At 70.2% G+C, this 17881-nt stretch carries 17 protein-coding genes; 9 read left to right on the top strand and 8 right to left on the bottom strand.

Annotated elements, in window-relative coordinates; genetic code table 11:
• Positions 1 to 237: 237 nt before the first annotated feature.
• The 5 genes from ACWIHT_RS11990 to ACWIHT_RS11970 all read right to left on the bottom strand — a co-directional run bounded on the left by ACWIHT_RS11990 (position 238) and on the right by ACWIHT_RS11970 (position 5452).
• Complete coding sequence (locus tag ACWIHT_RS11990) at positions 238 to 1833, bottom strand: FAD-dependent monooxygenase (protein ID WP_456167041.1); 1596 nt, start codon at positions 1831 to 1833, stop codon at positions 238 to 240.
• 175 nt (positions 1834 to 2008) lie between these two features.
• Positions 2009 to 2917 carry an amino acid ABC transporter permease gene (locus ACWIHT_RS11985; RefSeq protein WP_456167039.1) on the bottom strand — a complete coding sequence of 303 codons (909 nt, stop codon included), beginning with the start codon at positions 2915 to 2917 and terminating at the stop codon, positions 2009 to 2011.
• On the bottom strand, positions 2914 to 3582 hold the full coding sequence (locus ACWIHT_RS11980) for an amino acid ABC transporter permease (protein WP_456167037.1): 669 nt from the start codon (positions 3580 to 3582) through the stop codon (positions 2914 to 2916). The genes ACWIHT_RS11985 and ACWIHT_RS11980 overlap by 4 nt, the downstream gene beginning before the upstream one ends.
• Positions 3583 to 3633: 51 nt before the next feature.
• Entirely contained in the window at positions 3634 to 4476 is an 843-nt protein-coding gene (locus tag ACWIHT_RS11975) for a glutamate ABC transporter substrate-binding protein (RefSeq protein WP_456167035.1), read from the bottom strand.
• 199 nt (positions 4477 to 4675) lie between these two features.
• Positions 4676 to 5452, bottom strand: coding sequence for an amino acid ABC transporter ATP-binding protein (locus ACWIHT_RS11970; protein WP_456167033.1), 777 nt, complete (start codon positions 5450 to 5452; stop codon positions 4676 to 4678).
• A gap of 288 nt (positions 5453 to 5740) precedes the next feature.
• On the opposite strand from ACWIHT_RS11970, the gene ACWIHT_RS11965 reads away from it, so the two are divergent.
• Entirely contained in the window at positions 5741 to 6427 is a 687-nt protein-coding gene (locus ACWIHT_RS11965; protein WP_200709679.1) for a response regulator transcription factor, read from the top strand.
• A gap of 9 nt (positions 6428 to 6436) precedes the next feature.
• Positions 6437 to 7849 carry an ATP-binding protein gene (locus tag ACWIHT_RS11960; RefSeq protein ID WP_456167031.1) on the top strand — a complete coding sequence of 471 codons (1413 nt, stop codon included), beginning with the start codon at positions 6437 to 6439 and terminating at the stop codon, positions 7847 to 7849.
• A gap of 54 nt (positions 7850 to 7903) precedes the next feature.
• Here ACWIHT_RS11960 and ACWIHT_RS11955 read toward each other — a convergent pair whose 3' ends face one another.
• Positions 7904 to 8902, bottom strand: a complete 999-nt coding sequence (locus tag ACWIHT_RS11955) for a TAXI family TRAP transporter solute-binding subunit (RefSeq protein ID WP_456167029.1) — start codon at positions 8900 to 8902, stop codon at positions 7904 to 7906.
• 88 nt (positions 8903 to 8990) lie between these two features.
• Here ACWIHT_RS11955 and ACWIHT_RS11950 point away from each other — a divergent pair, with 88 nt between their 5' ends.
• The 3 genes from ACWIHT_RS11950 to ACWIHT_RS11940 all read left to right on the top strand — a co-directional run bounded on the left by ACWIHT_RS11950 (position 8991) and on the right by ACWIHT_RS11940 (position 11833).
• Entirely contained in the window at positions 8991 to 9416 is a 426-nt protein-coding gene (locus tag ACWIHT_RS11950; RefSeq protein ID WP_456167027.1) for a pyrophosphohydrolase domain-containing protein, read from the top strand.
• A gap of 63 nt (positions 9417 to 9479) precedes the next feature.
• Complete coding sequence (miaB, locus tag ACWIHT_RS11945; protein WP_456167025.1) at positions 9480 to 10997, top strand: tRNA (N6-isopentenyl adenosine(37)-C2)-methylthiotransferase MiaB; 1518 nt, start codon at positions 9480 to 9482, stop codon at positions 10995 to 10997.
• A gap of 122 nt (positions 10998 to 11119) precedes the next feature.
• Positions 11120 to 11833 carry a class III extradiol dioxygenase subunit B-like domain-containing protein gene (locus tag ACWIHT_RS11940; RefSeq protein ID WP_456167024.1) on the top strand — a complete coding sequence of 238 codons (714 nt, stop codon included), beginning with the start codon at positions 11120 to 11122 and terminating at the stop codon, positions 11831 to 11833.
• 279 nt (positions 11834 to 12112) lie between these two features.
• On the opposite strand, the gene ACWIHT_RS11935 is transcribed toward ACWIHT_RS11940, so the two are convergent.
• Both ACWIHT_RS11935 and ACWIHT_RS11930 read right to left on the bottom strand, forming a co-directional pair.
• The gene (locus ACWIHT_RS11935) at positions 12113 to 12403 is read right to left on the bottom strand and encodes an antitoxin (protein ID WP_456167022.1); all 291 of its coding nucleotides are present in this window, start codon (positions 12401 to 12403) and stop codon (positions 12113 to 12115) included.
• A 23-nt stretch (positions 12404 to 12426) separates the two neighbouring features.
• Positions 12427 to 12696: a hypothetical protein gene (locus ACWIHT_RS11930; protein ID WP_456167020.1), complete on the bottom strand. Its 270-nt coding sequence runs from the start codon at positions 12694 to 12696 to the stop codon at positions 12427 to 12429.
• Between the two features lie 181 nt (positions 12697 to 12877).
• Between ACWIHT_RS11930 and miaA the strand changes: the two genes are divergently transcribed.
• From miaA to ACWIHT_RS11910, 4 genes are all read left to right on the top strand, one after another.
• Positions 12878 to 13816 carry a tRNA (adenosine(37)-N6)-dimethylallyltransferase MiaA gene (gene miaA, locus ACWIHT_RS11925; protein WP_456167018.1) on the top strand — a complete coding sequence of 313 codons (939 nt, stop codon included), beginning with the start codon at positions 12878 to 12880 and terminating at the stop codon, positions 13814 to 13816.
• A gap of 108 nt (positions 13817 to 13924) precedes the next feature.
• Positions 13925 to 14425, top strand: coding sequence for a hypothetical protein (locus ACWIHT_RS11920; protein ID WP_456167119.1), 501 nt, complete (start codon positions 13925 to 13927; stop codon positions 14423 to 14425).
• Between the two features lie 95 nt (positions 14426 to 14520).
• On the top strand, positions 14521 to 15390 hold the full coding sequence (gene dapF / locus ACWIHT_RS11915) for a diaminopimelate epimerase (protein WP_456167016.1): 870 nt from the start codon (positions 14521 to 14523) through the stop codon (positions 15388 to 15390).
• A 285-nt stretch (positions 15391 to 15675) separates the two neighbouring features.
• On the top strand, positions 15676 to 17820 hold the full coding sequence (locus ACWIHT_RS11910) for a RelA/SpoT family protein (RefSeq protein WP_456167014.1): 2145 nt from the start codon (positions 15676 to 15678) through the stop codon (positions 17818 to 17820).
• Positions 17821 to 17881 lie beyond the last annotated feature (61 nt).

Below are 17881 nucleotides of genomic sequence, written 5' to 3'. Positions count from 1 at the left end.
ACCGTCCTGATGAGTGTTCGCGAGGGCACGCGCGGACCCACGGAAAGGGTGCGCGCGAGATGAGAGAGATGCGAATTCAGCAGGAGACGTGACAGACACAGCCCACGTAGCGGACGAGGTCCAGATGGACCTTCCGCCAGAGGTGGACAGAGGTGTCGGTCATGATCCGGAGTACAGCACGGCGGTGCGTGCGGGTCAACTCAGCGTCACTATGTGGACAGTTGACGTACGGAGGCCTCAGCGTGAGCCGGCCGTGGCCTCCGTCTTCGCCGGGCCGCCCAGGGTCGCTTCGGCCGCCGCGTACAGGTCGGCCGGCCGCACCCCGCTCAGGGCGGTGACCAGGTGTCCGTCGGGCCGTACGAGCAGGACCGTGTGGGCGGCAGCGCCCGGGTAGCTCTCAGCGACCAGCAGCTCGGCCGGGTGCGGCAGCGCCGTCACCGCGGCTGCCAGCCGTGGCATGACCCCGGCGGTCACCCAGTGCTTGCGCTCCCACACGCCCGTGCCCGGTGCGACCAGTACGACCAGCAGGGCACCACGCCCGAGGCGGTCCCGCAGCCGTACGAAGGAGCCGTCCTCCGCGGTGACCCGGACATCGACGACCGGCGCACCGGGCGGGGTGTCGACGGGGACCTCGCCCTCGATGTGCCGGGGCGCGAGCGGCGAGTCGGCGTACGCCCCCGGCGCACCGAGCGAGCCGCGCCCCAAGTGACCGTCCGTGAGCAGCGAGTCGTGGCCACGGGCCGAGCCGGGCACGACAGCACGCAGCCCGGCACCGCCGCGCACCAACGGCAGCGCCTGGTCGGCGGCGCGCAGCCGGGCCGCGACGACCGCCCGCCGCTCCGCCTGATAGCTGTCGAGCAGCGCCTCGTGCGGCCCGTGGTGCCAGGCGAGCGCCAGCTTCCAGGCGAGGTTGTCGGCGTCCCGCAGCCCCTCGTCCAGCCCCTGCGTCCCGAGCGCCCCCAGCAGATGCGCCGCGTCCCCGGCGAGAAACACCCGCCCCACCCGCCACCGGCGCGCGAGCCGGTGGTGCACGGTGTGCACGCCGGTGTCGAGCAGTTCGTACGGCGGTGTCGGCCCCTCGGTCCAGCCCGCGAGGGTCTCCCGGATACGGGTGAGCAGCAACTCGGGCGTGACCAGGTCCTTGCCCGGCGGCAGCAGCCAGTCCAGGCGCCACACGCCGTCCGGGAGGGGGCGTCCGGTGACCTCCCCGGCCGAGGGTCCGGACGTCCGCCACGGCGGCACCCGATGCAACAACGCCTGGTCGGGCCACGGAAGTTCCGTACGCAGCGCGGCCACGGCGTGTCGCTCCACCGCCGTACGGCCGGGGAAGCGGATGTCCAGGAGCTTGCGCACGGTGGAGCGCGGGCCGTCGCAGCCGACCAGGTAACTGCCGCGCCACCAGGTGCCCTTGGGGCCGCGGGTGTGGGCGGTGACGCCCGAGGATTCCTGTTCGACCGCGTCGAGGCGGTTGTCCACGGCGAGCTTCACCAGCCGCTCGCCCATGAGGGCCTGGCGCAGGGCACCGGTCAGCACGTGCTGGGCGATGTGCAGGGGGGCGGGCTCGGTGTCGTCGAACGTGATCTCGCGCATCACCTGCTTGCGCCGCATGGACCGCCATCCGGCCCAGCGTGAACCGGCCTTGGTGAGCGGAACACCGGTCAGCCGCTCCAGCAGCGCGGCGGTGTCCTCGCGCAGGACGACGGTCCGCGCGGGGCGCGGTTCGTCCTTGCCCGGACCCTCGTCGAGGACGACGGAGGGCACCTCCTGCCGCGCCAGCGCCAGGGCGAGCGTGAGCCCCACGGGCCCCGCGCCGACGATGATCACCGGGTCCACGGTGCGGCGCCCCCTGCCCGTGACGGTGTCCTCAGGGACGCATGTGAACAGGAAGTTGGAGCAGGGTGCACGATCACAGAACGTATGCAACCCATTGCCGGTGCTTGCGTCAAGTGACGGAGGCAGTGGCGATCATGCCACTGCCTCCGTGTCGTTCATGCCACTTGACCGATCATCAGATCGAGCCGCCGGCGCCGGTTCCGAAGGTGCCCGTCACCTGCGCGGGGTTGAGACCCGCGGAGTCGTCGGGGCCGAGCACCGCACCCGTACTCTTCTTGCTGCGCCGCAGCCTGCGCTCCAGCCAGCTCGCGAAGGTGGTGAGAGCGAGGTTCAGCACGATGTAGACGATCCCGACGACGATGAAGCTCGCCACCACGTTGGCGTAGTTGGCGGCCAGGGTGCTGCGCGCGTTGAGCAACTCGGTGAAGCCCAGCATCACGCCGCCCAGCGCGGTGTCCTTCACGATGACCACGAGCTGGCTGACGATGGCCGGCAGCATGACGGTGACGGACTGCGGGAGCAGGATGCTCGTCATCGTCTGCCCCTTGCGCAGACCGATCGCGTACGCGGCCTCCGTCTGCCCCTTGGGAAGGGACAGGATGCCCGCCCGGACGATCTCGGCGAGCACCGAGGCGTTGTAGAGCACCAGGCCGGTGATGACGGCGTACAGGGGCCGGTCCTCGCTGCCCACATTCGTGGAGCGGACGTAGAACTCGTTCGCGAACAGCATCAGCAGCAGGACCGGGATCGACCGGAAGAACTCGACCACCACTCCGGCGGGGACGCGTATCCACCTGTGGTCGGACATCCGGGCGATCCCGAAGAACGCGCCCAGGGGGAGGGCGATCACCATGGAGAGTCCGGCGGCCTTCAGGGTGTCGGAGAGGCCCGGCAGCAGATATGTCGTCCAGGCCTCCGACGTGGTGAACGGCTGCCACAGGTCCCACTTCAGCTGGCCCTTGTCGTCCATCGTCCGCCAGATCCACCACAGGAACGCGGCGAGGAGGACCACGAAGACGACGGTCAGGAGCATGTTGCGCCGCTTGGCGCGGGGGCCGGGCGCGTCGTAGAGGACGGAGGTCATCGCTTCACCGCCATTCGCTTGCCGAGCCAGCCGAGGAAGAGGCCGGTGGGCAGGGTCAGTACCACGAAGCCGAACGCGAAGACCGCACCGATGGCGACCGTCTGGGCCTCGTTCTCGATCATCGACTTCATCAGGGCCGCCGCCTCGGCGACACCGATCGCCGCCGCCACGGTCGTGTTCTTGGTGAGGGCGATCAGTACGTTGGCCAGCGGTGTGATGACCGCGCGGAACGCCTGCGGAAGGATGACGATCCGCAGTACCTGACTGAAGCTCAGTCCGATGGCGCGGGCCGCCTCGGCCTGTCCTACGGGCACGGTGTTGATGCCGGAGCGCACCGCCTCGCAGACGAAGGCCGCGTGGTAGGCGATGAGACCCAGCAGCGCGAGTCGGAAACCCTGCACCTTGAAGTCGTCGGACGCGCCCATCGTCACGCCGAAGATGTCGGCGAGGCCGAGCGAGGTGAAGACGATGATGACCGTCAGGGGGATGTTCCGGACGGTGTTCACGTAGAAGGTGGCGAAGCCACGCATCAGGGGGACCGGGCTGACCCGCATTCCGGCCAGCAGTGTGCCCCAGACCAGGGAGCCGAGGGCGGAGATGACGGTGAGTTTCACCGTCATCCAGAACGCCCCTAGGACGTCATAACCTTGAAGAAAGTCGAACACGATCTCCCGCGCTTCCGGGTATGGGGCCTGCCTTACGGGCGATTTCCAGGGCTACTTGACGATGTTGCCGATCTTCGGGGCGGCCTCGTTCTTGTACCCGGCCGGGCCGAAGTTCTTGGTGACCGCCGTCTGCCAGGCGCCGCTGCTGACCATCTTCTCCAGCGCGGTGTTGATCTTGGTGACGGTCGCGGAGTCGCCCTTCTTGACGCCGATGCCGTAGTTCTCATTGCTGAGCTTGAGGCCGGCGAGCTTGAACTGACCCTTGTACTTGTCCTGCGAGGCGAAGCCCGCGAGGATCGAGTCGTCGGTGGTCACCGCGTCCACGGCGCCGCTCTGGAGGCCCGCGATGCACTCCGAGTAGCCGCTGTACTCACGGAGGTTGGCCTTCGGGGCGATCGTGTCGTGGATGTTCTGCGCCGAGGTCGAGCCGGTCACGGAACACAGCTTCTTGCCGTTCAGGTCCGTGCCCTTGGCGATCGTCGAGTCCTTCTTGACCAGCAGGTCCTGGTGGGCCAGCAGGTAGGGGCCGGCGAAGTCGACCTTCTGCTTGCGCTCGTCGTTGATGGAGTACGAGGCCGCGATGAACTTGACGTCACCGCGCGCCAGCGCGTTCTCGCGGTCGGCGCTCTTGGTCTCGACCCACTCGATCTGGGCGGGCTTGTAGCCGAGCTGCCCGGCCACATAGGTCGCCACGTCCACGTCGAAGCCGGCGTACGTCCCGTCCGGCTGCTTCAGGCCGATGCCCGGCTGGTCGAACTTGATGCCGACCTTGATCTTGCTGCCGCCGCTTGAACCCGAACCGGAGTCGTTCTTGTCGCTGCTCCCGCAGGCCGTCGCGGCGAGCGAGATGACGAGCGCGGTGGCTGCGACGGCGGTGACCTTGCGAAGCTTCATGATGAACATCCTTTGAATGGTGGGGAGATGAGGGCCCGTCAGGGCGCGTGGCGGTGGCTCTGAGGGCGTGCGGGGTCCACAGCGGCAGTCGGCGGCCACCCGTCCTCGACGGGCCGTCAGCGGCCGGCTGTCGGCGTTCTTCGGTGCTCTTGGGTTCTGCCGTTGTTCTTCGGTGCTCTTGGGCGTTCTCGGGTGGTCGTCAGTGGTGCAGGATCTTCGACAGGAAGTCCTTGGCCCGGTCGCTGCGCGGATTGCTGAAGAACTGGTCGGGCACGGCCTCTTCGACGATGCGGCCGTCGGCCATGAACACCACGCGGTTGGCCGCCGAACGCGCGAAGCCCATCTCGTGGGTGACGACGATCATCGTCATCCCGTCCCGGGCCAGCTGCTGCATGACCTCAAGGACCTCGTTGATCATCTCCGGGTCGAGCGCCGAGGTGGGCTCGTCGAAGAGCATCACCTTGGGATCCATGGCCAGCGCCCGCGCGATGGCGACACGCTGTTGCTGACCGCCGGACAACTGCGCCGGGTACTTGTCCGCCTGGGTGGCCACGCCGACCCTGTCGAGCAGGGCCCTGGCCTTCTCCTCGGCCTGCTTCCTGTCGGCCCTGCGGACCTTGACCTGACCCAGCATCACGTTCTCCAGCACGGTCTTGTGCGCGAAGAGGTTGAAGGACTGGAAGACCATCCCGACGTCGGCACGCAGCCGGGCCAGCTCCCTGCCCTCCTGGGGCAACGGCTTGCCGTCGATCGCGATGGCACCCGAATCGATCGTCTCCAGGCGGTTGATCGTGCGGCACAGCGTGGACTTTCCGGATCCGGAGGGCCCGATCACCACGACGACCTCGCCGCGGGCGATCGACAGATCGATGTCCTGGAGTACGTGCAACGCGCCGAAGTGCTTGTTGACGCTCTTCAGGACGACCAGTTCGCCCGTCGGGACCGCGTCTTCCTTGGCCACCGATACCTTGGTCATCGCTTGCTGGCTCCGTCCTCGTCGGTTGCGGAGGACAGTAGTGAGGCCTTGCGACCAGCGTCATCACATCTGAGCGAGATCTGAGCATCACGATCGGATAGCAATCGGACACGTGTTGTAGCACTTGCCGTAAGGACGCGTACCGGCTGCGTAACGGAAACCGCCCGCAACCGGAACCCCCTTGACGGCGTCTTCGTCCATCAGCGTGACTGCCTGGGTGCACGCGCGCGTGAGACGTGCTTTCGTACACGCCGAGACCATACGAACGATGAACCGGAGGGGGCCGGGATGAGACTGCTCCTCGTCGAGGACGACAACCATGTCGCCGCCGCTCTGTCCGCGGTCCTGGCGCGGCACGGCTTCGACGTCACCCACGCCCGCAGCGGCGAGGAGGCCCTCCAGGCACTCGTCCCCGAGGGCGACGTCTTCGGAGTCGTCCTCCTCGACCTCGGCCTGCCCGACCAGGACGGCTACGAGGTCTGCGGCAAGATCCGCAAGCGCACCAGCACCCCGGTGATCATGGTGACCGCGCGGTCCGACGTACGCTCCCGCATCCACGGCCTCAACCTCGGAGCCGACGACTACGTGGTGAAGCCGTACGACACCGGGGAACTGCTGGCCCGCATCCACGCCGTCAGCCGGCGCAGCGTCCACGAGGACGCGGCCGGGGGCGGCGACACCGCGCTGCGGCTCGGCCCGGTGCGCATCGAACTGCCCACCCGCCAGGTCAGCGTGGACGGTTCGGTCGTCCAACTGACCCGCAAGGAGTTCGACCTGCTGGCCCTGCTGGCACAGCGCCCCGGGGTGGTCTTCCGGCGGGAGCAGATCATCAGCGAGGTGTGGCGCACCAGTTGGGAGGGCACGGGACGCACCCTGGAGGTACACGTCGCGTCCCTGCGCGCCAAACTGCGGATGCCCGCGCTGATCGAGACCGTACGAGGCGTCGGCTACCGGCTCGTCGCCCCGGCCACGTAGCGGGCCCGGGTGCGCACACGTCTCCTCCCGCTGCTCATCGTCCTGATGGCGGCCGTTCTGCTCGCCCTGGGCGTCCCGCTCGCCATCAGCGTCGCCGCGGCCCAGCAGCAGAAGGTGATCGTCGACCGTATCGACGACACCGCGCGGTTCGCGGCGCTCGCCCAGTTCGTCACCGACGCGCCCACGGGCAGCCGCCCCGCCGACATGGTCCCGGACGAACGCAAGCAGACCCTGGACCGCGAACTCGCCAGCTACTACGAGGTCTACGGCATCCGCGCGGGCGTCTTCTACCGCACCGACACCTCCATGGCGAACGCGCCGGACGACTTCCTGCTCCCCAAGGCCGGCGAGGTGCGCGAGGCCTTCGACGAGGCCCTGCTCAGCCGCCGCAGCCACGACCCGGAACAGGTCTGGCCCTGGCAGCGGCACCGCCTGGTCGTCGCCTCGCCGGTCATCCGGGACGGCGACGTCATCGCGGTCGTGGTCACCGACTCGCCCACCGGACCGATGCGTTCACGGACCCTGCGGGGCTGGCTGACGATCGGCGCGGGCGAGATCGGCGCCATGCTGCTGGCCGTCGGCGCCGCCCTACGGCTGACGGGCTGGGTCCTGCGGCCCGTACGGGTGCTCGACGCCACCACCCACGACATCGCCACCGGACGCCTCAAGTCCCGGGTCGCCGCGGCCGGCGGGCCGCCGGAACTCCGGCGGCTGGCCCGTTCGTTCAACGAGATGGCGGACAACGTCGAGGACGTGCTGGAGCAGCAGCGCGCCTTCGTCGCCGACGCCTCGCACCAGCTGCGCAACCCGCTCTCGGCGCTGCTGCTGCGCATCGAACTGCTCGCGCTCGAACTGCCGGAGGACAATGACGAGATCGCCTCGGTCCGCACCGAGGGCAAACGCCTCACCCAGGTCCTGGACGACCTGCTCGACCTCGCCCTGGCCGAACACGCGGACGCGGACCTCAGGATCACCGACATCGGCGCGCTGACCGCCGAGCGCGTCGCCGCCTGGTCCCCGACCGCGGAGGCCAAGGGCGTGCGCCTGGTGGGCAGTTGTCCACCCACCACCGCCTGGGCCGACCCGATCACGCTGTCCAGCGCCCTGGACGCGGTGATCGACAACGCGGTGAAGTTCACGCCCGAGGACCAGTGCGTCGAGGTGACGGTCGCGTCGAACGGCGAGACCTCCACGGTCGTCGTCACGGACCACGGCCCGGGCCTCACCGAGGAGGAACTCGCCCGCGTCGGCGACCGCTTCTGGCGCAGCGGCCGGCACCAGAACATCAAGGGCTCCGGCCTGGGCCTGTCCATCTCCCAGGTCCTGCTGGCCGCGGGCGGCGGCTCCCTGACGTACGACCACCACGAGCCGCACGGGCTCAAGGTGACCGTGTCGGTCCCCAGGGGCGGGCCTACGGCCTGAACAGGCGTCCGGGTGCGCCCACGGCCTGAGGGGGCGTCAGCGGCCCCTGTGCGCCTACGGCTTGACGGAGCGGTAGTAGCGCCGGGCGCCCTCGTGCAGGACCAGGGGGTCGGTGTAGATCGCCGTGCGCAGGTCCACGAGCTGCGCGGAGTGCACATGCGCGCCGATGCCGTCCCGGCTCTTGATCACGGTCCTGGTGATCCACTCGGTGAGCCTGGGGTTCAGGTCCTTGCGGGTCATCAGCACGTTCGAGACGGCGATGGTGGGCACCGTCGACCCCCGCTGGATCCCGGGGTAGGCCGACTCCGGCATGTTGGTGGCGCGGTAGTAGCGGGTGGCGTCGCCCTGCTCGTGCATCTTCGCGACGAGGCCGGCCTCTATCGGCACGAAACGGAACGCGTAGTGGGCGGCCAGGTCCTTCAGGCCGTCCGTCGGCAGCCCGCCGGACCAGAAGAAGGCGTCCAGCTTGCCCCGCTTGAGCAGGTCCGGTCCGGTGTCGATGCCGGCCGCCACCGGCTTGACGCCCTTCTTCGGGTCGATGCCGGCCGCCGTGAGCACCCGGTTCGCGATCAGTCGCACACCCGAACGGTCCGGCCCTATGGCCACCCGCTTGTTCCGCAGATCGGCCACCGAGTTGATGTCCGAGTCGCGCGGGACGATCAGCTGGACGTAGTCGTCGTACAGCCGCGCGATCCCGCGCAGCCCGGCTGCACCGGGCTTGCCGTCCGCCTCGTACGTCTCCACCGCGTCGGCCGCGGCGATGGTGAAGTCGGCGTGACCGGTCGCCACGCGCGCGACGTTCTCCTGCGACCCGGCACTGTTCACCAGCTTCACCGTGAGGCCCGGCATGTCCTTGTCGAGCTCGGCCCGCAGCAGCTTGCCGTACTCCTGGTAGACCCCGAGCGGTGTCCCGGTGCTGAAGGTGATCGTCCCGGTCGGCGGCTCGTCGCCCAGGGGCAGCAGCCACCACAGCAGCAGCCCGAACACGACGAAGCCGGCCGCCGCGCCCGTCAGGGCCCGGCGCCTGCTGATGCGGGAGAACACCTTGAGCATGCGCGCGATCCTGCCAGTCCTTGAGCGGTACTGACCAGGGCCGGGCTCACGGGCCGGAGCTGTCAGTGGCGGCCGCTAGGGTCGTGGCATGAGTTCTTCGCCCGCCGACCTGGTCCGCGAATTCCACCTGGCCTTCGGGCTCGACGCCCGCAGCACACCCACCGAGGTCGCCCCCGACCTCGCCGCCCACCGCGGTGAACTGCTCGCCGAGGAGGCCGCGGAGGTCGCCGAGGTCTCGGTGAGCGGCCCCCTCGACCGACTGGCGCACGAACTGGCCGACGTCGTCTACGTCGCCTACGGCACGGCCCTCGTCCACGGCATGGACCTCGACGCGGTGATCGCCGAGGTCCACCGCTCCAACATGACCAAGATCGGCCCGGACGGCGAGATCGCCCGCAGGGCCGACGGCAAGGTCCTCAAGGGCGAGCACTACGAGACGCCGGATGTCCATGGGGTGCTGCGCAAACAGGGGTGGAGCGGCGGAACACCGGATTCCGGCCGTGGCTCCGAGTGACGTGAGCCACGGCGGTTCTCAGTCGCAGAAGGAGTCACTCCCGGCACCGCCTACCCTTGTCGCATGAGCAGCGGTGACCGGAGCGGGGCAGTGGACGTCAAAACGTACGAAGTACGCACCTACGGGTGCCAGATGAACGTCCACGATTCCGAACGGCTCTCCGGTCTCCTGGAAGGTGCCGGTTACGTGCGCGCGCCCGAGGGCTCGGACGGGGACGCGGACGTCGTCGTCTTCAACACCTGCGCCGTGCGCGAGAACGCCGACAACAAGCTCTACGGCAACCTCGGCCGGCTCGCCCCGATGAAGACCAAGCGTCCCGGGATGCAGATCGCGGTCGGCGGCTGCCTCGCGCAGAAGGACCGCGACACCATCGTGAAGAAGGCGCCCTGGGTGGACGTCGTCTTCGGCACGCACAACATCGGCAAGCTGCCCGTCCTGCTGGAACGCGCACGCGTCCAGGAAGAGGCACAGATCGAGATCGCGGAGTCCCTGGAGGCCTTCCCCTCGACGCTGCCGACCCGGCGCGAGAGCGCCTACGCGGCCTGGGTGTCGATCTCCGTCGGCTGCAACAACACGTGCACCTTCTGCATCGTCCCGGCCCTGCGCGGCAAGGAGAAGGACCGCCGCACCGGCGACATCCTCGCCGAGATCGAGGCCCTGGTCGGCGAGGGCGTCTCCGAGATCACCCTGCTCGGCCAGAACGTCAACGCGTACGGCTCCGACATCGGCGACCGCGAGGCCTTCAGCAAGCTGCTGCGGGCCTGCGGGACCATCGACGGCCTGGAGCGCGTCCGCTTCACGTCCCCGCACCCTCGTGACTTCACCGACGACGTCATCGCCGCGATGGCCGAGACGCCGAACGTGATGCCACAGCTGCACATGCCGATGCAGTCCGGTTCCGACCCGATCCTGAAGGCCATGCGCCGGTCCTACCGCCAGGAGCGGTACCTGGGGATCATCGAGAAGGTCCGCGCGGCCATCCCGCACGCCGCCATCACCACCGACATCATCGTGGGCTTCCCCGGGGAGACCGAGGAGGACTTCCAGCAGACGATGCACGCGGTCCGCGAGGCCCGCTTCGCGCAAGCGTTTACGTTCCAGTACTCCAAGCGGCCCGGCACCCCGGCCGCGACCATGGAGAACCAGATCCCCAAGGAAGTCGTCCAGGAGCGCTACATGCGTCTGGTCGCCCTCCAGGAGGAGATCTCCTGGGACGAGAACAAGAAGCAGGTCGGCCGCACCCTGGAGCTGATGGTCGCCGAGGGCGAGGGCCGCAAGGACGGCGCCACCCACCGCCTCTCCGGACGCGCCCCCGACAACCGTCTCGTCCACTTCACCAAGCCGGACCAGGACGTCCGCCCCGGTGACGTGGTGACGGTCGAGATCACCTACGCAGCCCCGCACCACCTCCTCGCGGAGGGCCCCACCCGGAGCGTGCGTCCCACGCGCGCGGGCGACGCCTGGGAGAAGCGGAACGCGGCCGAGGCCGCCAAGCCGGCCGGCGTGATGCTGGGCCTCCCGAAGATCGGCGCCCCCGCGCCCCTGCCGGTCGCCACGGGGAGCGGTTGCGGCTGCGACTGAGTCGACGTGCGGGGGCGGGGCTCCCCGCGCCGCACGGCCGTCCTCACGCCTGACGGCTGTGCGTGCCGTGCCCGACGGCGTGGCCAGGTGGACTGTCGGTGCTCCTTGTTAATGTTCCGGCCATGCTCGTAGCCGCCGCGGTCTGCCCCTGCCCCCCGCTTCTCGTCCCCGACGTCGCCGCCGGTGCCGCGTCCGAGCTGGATGCCGCGCGTGCCGCGTGCACCGACGCGCTCGGGGTACTCGCTGCCGCCCGGCCCGACCGTCTGGTGGTTGTCGGGCCTGCCGAGCAGAGCGGGCGCGGGCCGCATCCCGAGGGCACCCGGGGGTCGTTCCGCGGCTTCGGAGTGGACCTCGACGTACGCCTCGGGAGGGACGTGGCCGCCGTCTCGGAGGGGGTACTTCCCCCCTCGCTCGCCGTCGCCGCGTGGCTGCTGGAGCGGACCGGCTGGTCCGACGCCCCGATCGAGGGACTCGGTGTGGGGGAACCTCTCGTGGCCGAGCGGTGTATCGAAGTCGGGAGGGACATCGTCGCGCAGGCCGAGCGGGTCGCCCTGCTGGTGATGGGCGACGCCAGTGCGTGCCGGACGCTGAAGGCGCCGGGCTATCTCGACGAGCGCGCGGCACCCTTCGACGCCGAGGTCGCGCGAGCGCTGGGTGCGGCGGACGTGCCCGCCCTCAAGGCGCTGGACGCCGAGCTGGCGTACGAGCTGAAGGCCTCCGGCCGCGCCCCCTGGCAGGTCCTCGCGGGCGCGGCGGAGGGCGCGGAGCTCGGCGGCGCGCTGCTGTACGAGGACGCGCCGTACGGGGTCGGATACCTGGTCGCGACCTGGTCGTAGACGCGGCGCGGCCGAGAACACGGTGTAGCCGTGGACGTGGTGCTGCTGTGGACGTGGTGCGGTCGCGGACGTAGTGCAGTCGATAGCGCGTCGCGGTCGGCCGAGAACGCGGTGCAGCGGACAACGCGATGCAACCGTGCACGTGGTCCGGCCGTGCGCGGCGTCGTGAAAGCGGCGTAGCCGCGAAGCCCGCCGTGAACACGGCTCAGCCGTGAAACGGCGGACGGCCGGGTAGCCGAGTGCTCCGCGGCCGTCCGCCGATCGATGTGCGGGTGCTGTTCAGGTGGTCGGCGGGGGCGAGTCCGGCGGTGCGGTCGTGCCGCCGCGCTCCGGCCCCGTGCTTCCCGCGCTCCCCGCGTCGTCCTTGTGCGCGAGTCGGTCCATGGCGTCCTTGGCCTTGCCCGTGCCCGTCTGGATCTTGTCGCTGTACTTGCCCTTGGTCTTCTCGTCGACCATCTTCGCGGCCTTGTCGAGGCCGCTCTCGATCTTGCCTCCGTGCTGCTGCGCGAGGCCCGAGACCTTGTCCTTCGCCGGGGCGAGTTTGGCCTTCAAACTGTCCATCAGACCCATGGTTCACCTTTCACGCGGGGCGGTTACGTGCGGGCGCCTTCACCGGCCTCGTTGTCGGCGGCCTCTTCGGCGGACTGCTGCTTGGGGATCTCGACGCCGTCCGCGGCCGCGAGGGCCTCCGTCGCCGTCGTCTTGGCCGCTTCCTGAACGCCTGCCCCCGCCTCGGCCTCCGACACCTCGTCCGCCGGTTCGGCCGAGAAGTCCTCGGCCGTCTCCCTGTCGGCCCGGGCTTCGGCGGTCGACGCCTCCTCCGTAGCCTTCGACCTCCGAAGAAGTCGGTCAAATACTCCCATATCCACTCCATACGTTACTCGTGCGGGCGAAATCCCGCGTAGCCCGGCGCGTCCGTTTGCGTCGCCCGGTCGCCGCCTCCGGAAACCGGCGGCGGGACATCTCGAAACGGGCAACGACCCCGCACGGGTGCCGACACGTAACTCGTTCGAGGCGAGGTCCGACGTTTGCGAGACTGGGAACGTGAGCAGCGCACACCCCGCCCCCCGAGTCATCGCCGTCGTCGGACCGACCGCGGCCGGAAAGTCCGATCTGGGCGTCTTCCTGGCCCAGCGCCTAGGTGGCGAGGTCGTCAACGCCGACTCCATGCAGCTCTACCGAGGGATGGACATCGGCACCGCCAAGCTGACGCCCGAGGAGCGCGGCGGCATCCCGCACCACCTCCTGGACGTCTGGGAGGTCACCGTCACGGCGTCCGTCGCCGAGTACCAGCGCCTCGCCCGCGAGCACATCGACTCCCTGCTCGCCGAGGGCCGCTGGCCGATCCTGGTCGGCGGCTCCGGACTGTACGTGCGCGGGGCCGTCGACAACCTGGAGTTCCCCGGCACCGACCCCGAGGTCCGGGCCCGCCTGGAGGAGGAGCTCGCACTGCGCGGCTCCGGCGCCCTGCACGCCCGCCTGGCCGCCGCCGACCCCGAGGCCGCGCACGCGATCCTGCCCAGCAACGGCCGCCGTATCGTCCGCGCCCTGGAGGTCATCGAGATCACCGGCAAGCCCTTCACCGCCAACCTCCCGGGCCACGACTCGGTCTACGACACCGTCCAGATCGGCGTCGACGTGGCCCGCCCCGAACTCGACGAGCGCATCGCGCGCCGGGTCGACCGGATGTGGAGCGCGGGACTCGTCGACGAGGTGCGGGAGCTGGAGGCGCGGGGTCTGCGCGAGGGGGTCACCGCGTCCCGCGCGCTCGGCTATCAGCAGGTGCTCGCGGCGCTCGCGGGGGAGTGCACGGAACAGGAGGCGCGCGCGGAGACCGTGCGGGCCACCAAGCGCTTCGCGCGCCGCCAGGATTCGTGGTTCAGACGCGATCCCCGGGTGCACTGGTTGAGTGGGGCTGCGGCCGATCTCACAGAACTTCCGCACCTGGCACTGGCGTTGCTCGAACGACCGGTCACAGCCTGATCACGTCATGGCATCGGGACGCTCCAGCCGCGGTTACGGCCTCCGGGGGCGTGCCATCATCGAGCTTCGATCGACCAAGTGGAGTCCGAGTTGGGAGGGCGCGTGGCGATGGAGGCCGGCCCTCGCGACACCGCAGAAGGCCCTGAGCAGGTCACCGCGGACCGCGGTGAACCGGAAGAGGTCGACGGCCGACTGAGCCCGGACGGCCCGGACGAGATCCAGGGCGGCGTCACCGCCGACGGTCCCGGGCCCGACGAGATGTACGCGGGACCCGAGGTCGAGGTCGAGCTGCGCCCGCAGCGTCGCTTGCGCATCTGGCAGCTCGCCCCCATCGTGGCCCTGGCCGCCGTCGGCTCCCTGATGTTCGCCTTCCCGCTCGCCTTCGACTTCGGCGACAGCGGGGCCGTGATCGCCATGCTGGGCCTGCTGATCTGCTCCTGCGCGGCCGGCTGGGGCATGACCGCGGCCCGCCGCGTCGGCCACACCTTGCCCGGCTTCCCGCAGCGCGGCTCCGAGCGCCGCCTGGACTGGCGGGTCGTCATCGCCTACGCCCTGATGGTGGCCGTGGTCGTGGTGCTCGCCGTGTGGCGCGTGGCCAGGCTCCGCTAGCCGCCGAGGCCGGTCGCAGCACTCATGGAGGCCGGCCGTCGAGGTCGGTCACAACTGGCCGTCGGGATGTCCTAGCCACCCCGTACGATCGACGCATGAGCACGCGGATCGCCTTCCTCAAGGGGCACGGCACCGAGAACGACTTCGTGATCGTCCCGGACCCCGAGAACGTCATCGACCTCCCCCCGGCCGCCGTGGCCGCCCTGTGCGACCGCCGCGCGGGCATCGGCGGGGACGGACTGCTGCATGCCGTGCGGTCCGCCGCGCACCCCGAGGCGCGGGACATGGCGGCCGAGGCGGAGTGGTTCATGGACTACCGCAACGGCGACGGCTCGGTCTCCGAGATGTGCGGCAACGGAGTGCGTGTGTTCGCGCGCTATCTCCAGCGCGCCGGACATGTGGCCGCAGGGGACATCGCGGTCGCCACGCGTGGGGGAGTCAAGACCGTCCACCTGGCCAAGGACGGTGACGTCACGGTCGGCATGGGCAAGGCGCTTCTCCCCGAAGGGGATGTCACGGTGAGCGTCGGCGAGCGCAGCTGGCCCGCGCGGAACGTGAACATGGGCAACCCGCACGCGGTCGCCTTCGTCGACGACCTCGCGCACGCCGGAGACCTGTACTCCCCGCCGCCCTTCAGCCCGACCACCGCCTACCCGCAGGGTGTGAACGTCGAGTTCGTGGTCGACCGGGGCCCCGGCCACGTGGCCATACGGGTACACGAGCGCGGTGCGGGCGAGACCCGCTCGTGCGGCACGGGCGCGTGCGCGGTCGCCGTGGCCGCCGCCCGGCGCGACGGCGCCGACCCGGCCGTCACCGGAACACAGGCGGTCTACACCGTCGACGTACCCGGCGGAACACTCGTGATCACCGAGTGGCCCGACGGCCGGATCGAGATGACCGGTCCCGCGGTGATCGTCGCCGAGGGCGAGATCGATACCGAATGGCTGGAAAACGCCATCCGCTGAACGGGTGATTCGTAGTCCTGGCCGCTCCGGATGCCCTGATCCGAAGTCTCCGGCGTCCGGCTCGGCTTGAAAGCACGGCTGACCCGACAGAGTGTGGCGCAAAACCGTAAACCTCCCGACCTTCGCTCGAATGGGTGATCCGTTTCACGCTCGGCGAGAGGCGGTCAGTCGCACGTGGTGGGCTCGGTAGCATCAAGCACCGGCCCGGACGGGGGATCGTCACCATCCCCTGAGCCGAGTCCGCCATGGGGCACCCGTCCGCCGGTCAAGCAGCCGGAGGTGCCCATGAGTGCGGAGGCCACGAACCCTGCGAGCCCAGGCCCTGTGACCAACACAGCGCCCCGCAGGAAGGCCCGCCCCCGGATCGACCTGCGCCGGCTCGGCCGGGCCGCCCTGCTCGGCCCCACGGCCCGCGACCGACTGCCCGACGCCATCGGCCATGTCGCCGAGGCGCATCGCGCCCACCACCCCGACGCCGACCTCGAACCGCTGCGCCGCGCCTGGGTCCTGGCCGAGTCCTCGCACCGCGGCCAGATGCGCAAGAGCGGCGAGCCGTACATCACGCACCCGCTCGCGGTGACCCTGATCCTCGCCGAACTCGGCGCGGAGACCACGACGTTGACGGCCTCTCTGCTCCACGACACCGTCGAGGACACGGAAGTGACACTCGATCAGGTCGGCGAGGAGTTCGGCGCAGAGGTGCGCTATCTCGTCGACGGCGTAACGAAGTTGGAGAAGGTCGACTACGGCGCCGCCGCCGAGCCCGAGACCTTCCGCAAGATGCTCGTCGCCACCGGCAGCGACGTCCGCGTGATGTCGATCAAACTCGCCGACCGGCTGCACAACATGCGCACCCTGGGCGTGATGCGCCCCGAGAAGCAGGCCCGTATCGCCAAGGTCACCCGGGACGTCCTCATCCCGCTCGCCGAACGGCTCGGCGTCCAGGCGCTCAAGACCGAACTGGAAGACCTGGTCTTCGCGATCCTCCACCCCGAGGAGTACGACCACACACGCGAGTTGATCGTCGACAACGCCTCCCGCGCGGACGACCCGCTCGCCGAGGTCACCGACGAGGTGCGCACCGTCCTGCGCGACGCCGGCATCCAGGCCGAAGTCCTCATCCGGCCACGGCACTTCGTCTCCGTGCACCGCGTCGCCCGCAAGCGCGGCAGGCTGCGCGGCGCCGACTTCGGCCGTCTCCTGGTGCTGGTGAACGAGGACGCGGACTGTTACGGCGTCCTCGGCGAACTGCACACCTGCCTGAAGCCCGTCGTCTCGGAGTTCAAGGACTTCATCGCCGTACCGAAGTTCAACCTCTACCAGTCGCTGCACACCGCCGTCGCCCACACGGACGGCCAGGTCGTCGAAGTCCTCATCCGCACCCACCAGATGCACAAGGTCGCCGAGGCCGGCGTCATCGCGCTCGGCAATCCCTACGCTCCTCCTTCGGAGGAGCAACAGGCCACCAGCGACGGGGAGCGCGCCGACCCCACCCGGCCCGGCTGGCTGTCCCGCCTCCTCGACTGGCAGGAGGGCGCGCCCGACCCCGACACCTTCTGGTCGACGCTCCGCGAGGACCTCGCCCAGGACCGCGAGATCACCGTGTTCCGGCCCGACGGCGGCACCCTGGGCCTGCCCGACGGCGCGACCTGTGTGGACGCCGCGTACGCGCAGTACGGCGAGGACGCCCACGCCTGCATCGGCGCCCGCGTCAACGGCCGTCTGGCGACCCTCAGCACCGTTCTGCGGGACGGCGACACCGTCCAGCCGCTCATGGGCCAGGACCCGGCCTCCGAGCCCTCCAGGGAGTGGCTGGAGCACGCGCACACCCCCGCCGCCCGGATCGCCATCCAACGGTGGCTCACGGCACACCCGGGCAGCGGCGACGCGGAGGGCACCGAGCCGGACACGGCGGCCCCGGACACGCAGACCGTACGATCGGCGCCACCGGCCGCCGAAGACGCCCCCGCCGGCAACCCCGCCACTCCTGTCGTCGACCAGCCCGGCGCGACCGTACGGCTCGCCGGCTGCTGTACGCCCGTACCGCCCGACGAGGTCACCGGATTCTCGGTGCGCGGCGGCGTCGTGACCGTCCACCGCGTCGAGTGCAGCGCGGTGGCGCACATGAAGAGCGTGGGGCGCGCGGAGGTCGGTGTGCGCTGGGGCGACACCACCGAGTGCCGGGTGACGCTGGTAGCCGAATCGTTCGGCCGCCCGCATCTGCTGGCCGACCTCACCGAGGCCATGGCCCTGGAGGGCGCCGAGATCGTCTCGGCGACGGTCGAACCCCCGAGCCAGCAGCGCGTCCGCCATACCTACACCCTCCAACTCCCGGACGCCGCGCACCTCCCGGCCCTCATGCGGGCGATGCGCAACGTGCCGGGCGTCTACGACGTGAGCCGCGCGCAGCACCACACGACGGCCTTCTGACACCGACTCAGGCCCGCGGCTCCGCGTCTCTCGGGGCGCGCGCCTCCGGCGTGCCCGGCGC

The sequence above is a fragment of the Streptomyces sp. NPDC002276 genome (genome assembly GCF_053891435.1).
Note: the sequence above shows the minus strand (reverse complement) of the source record. Positions and strands in the feature narration are given on the sequence as shown.

Excerpts from the sequence above, each read along its gene's own strand:
- ACWIHT_RS11985 (WP_456167039.1), bottom strand. The coding sequence starts at position 2,917 with ATGACCTCCGTCCTCTACGACGCGCCCGGCCCCCGCGCCAAGCGGCGC.
- ACWIHT_RS11975 (WP_456167035.1), bottom strand. The coding sequence starts at position 4,476 with ATGAAGCTTCGCAAGGTCACCGCCGTCGCAGCCACCGCGCTCGTCATC.
- ACWIHT_RS11970 (WP_456167033.1), bottom strand. The coding sequence starts at position 5,452 with ATGACCAAGGTATCGGTGGCCAAGGAAGACGCGGTCCCGACGGGCGAA.
- ACWIHT_RS11965 (WP_200709679.1), top strand. The coding sequence starts at position 5,741 with ATGAGACTGCTCCTCGTCGAGGACGACAACCATGTCGCCGCCGCTCTG.
- ACWIHT_RS11955 (WP_456167029.1), bottom strand. The coding sequence starts at position 8,902 with ATGCTCAAGGTGTTCTCCCGCATCAGCAGGCGCCGGGCCCTGACGGGC.
- ACWIHT_RS11950 (WP_456167027.1), top strand. The coding sequence starts at position 8,991 with ATGAGTTCTTCGCCCGCCGACCTGGTCCGCGAATTCCACCTGGCCTTC.
- miaB (WP_456167025.1), top strand. The coding sequence starts at position 9,480 with ATGAGCAGCGGTGACCGGAGCGGGGCAGTGGACGTCAAAACGTACGAA.
- ACWIHT_RS11940 (WP_456167024.1), top strand. The coding sequence starts at position 11,120 with ATGCTCGTAGCCGCCGCGGTCTGCCCCTGCCCCCCGCTTCTCGTCCCC.
- ACWIHT_RS11935 (WP_456167022.1), bottom strand. The coding sequence starts at position 12,403 with ATGGGTCTGATGGACAGTTTGAAGGCCAAACTCGCCCCGGCGAAGGAC.
- ACWIHT_RS11930 (WP_456167020.1), bottom strand. The coding sequence starts at position 12,696 with ATGGGAGTATTTGACCGACTTCTTCGGAGGTCGAAGGCTACGGAGGAG.
- ACWIHT_RS11920 (WP_456167119.1), top strand. The coding sequence starts at position 13,925 with ATGGAGGCCGGCCCTCGCGACACCGCAGAAGGCCCTGAGCAGGTCACC.
- dapF (WP_456167016.1), top strand. The coding sequence starts at position 14,521 with ATGAGCACGCGGATCGCCTTCCTCAAGGGGCACGGCACCGAGAACGAC.
- ACWIHT_RS11910 (WP_456167014.1), top strand. The coding sequence starts at position 15,676 with ATGAGTGCGGAGGCCACGAACCCTGCGAGCCCAGGCCCTGTGACCAAC.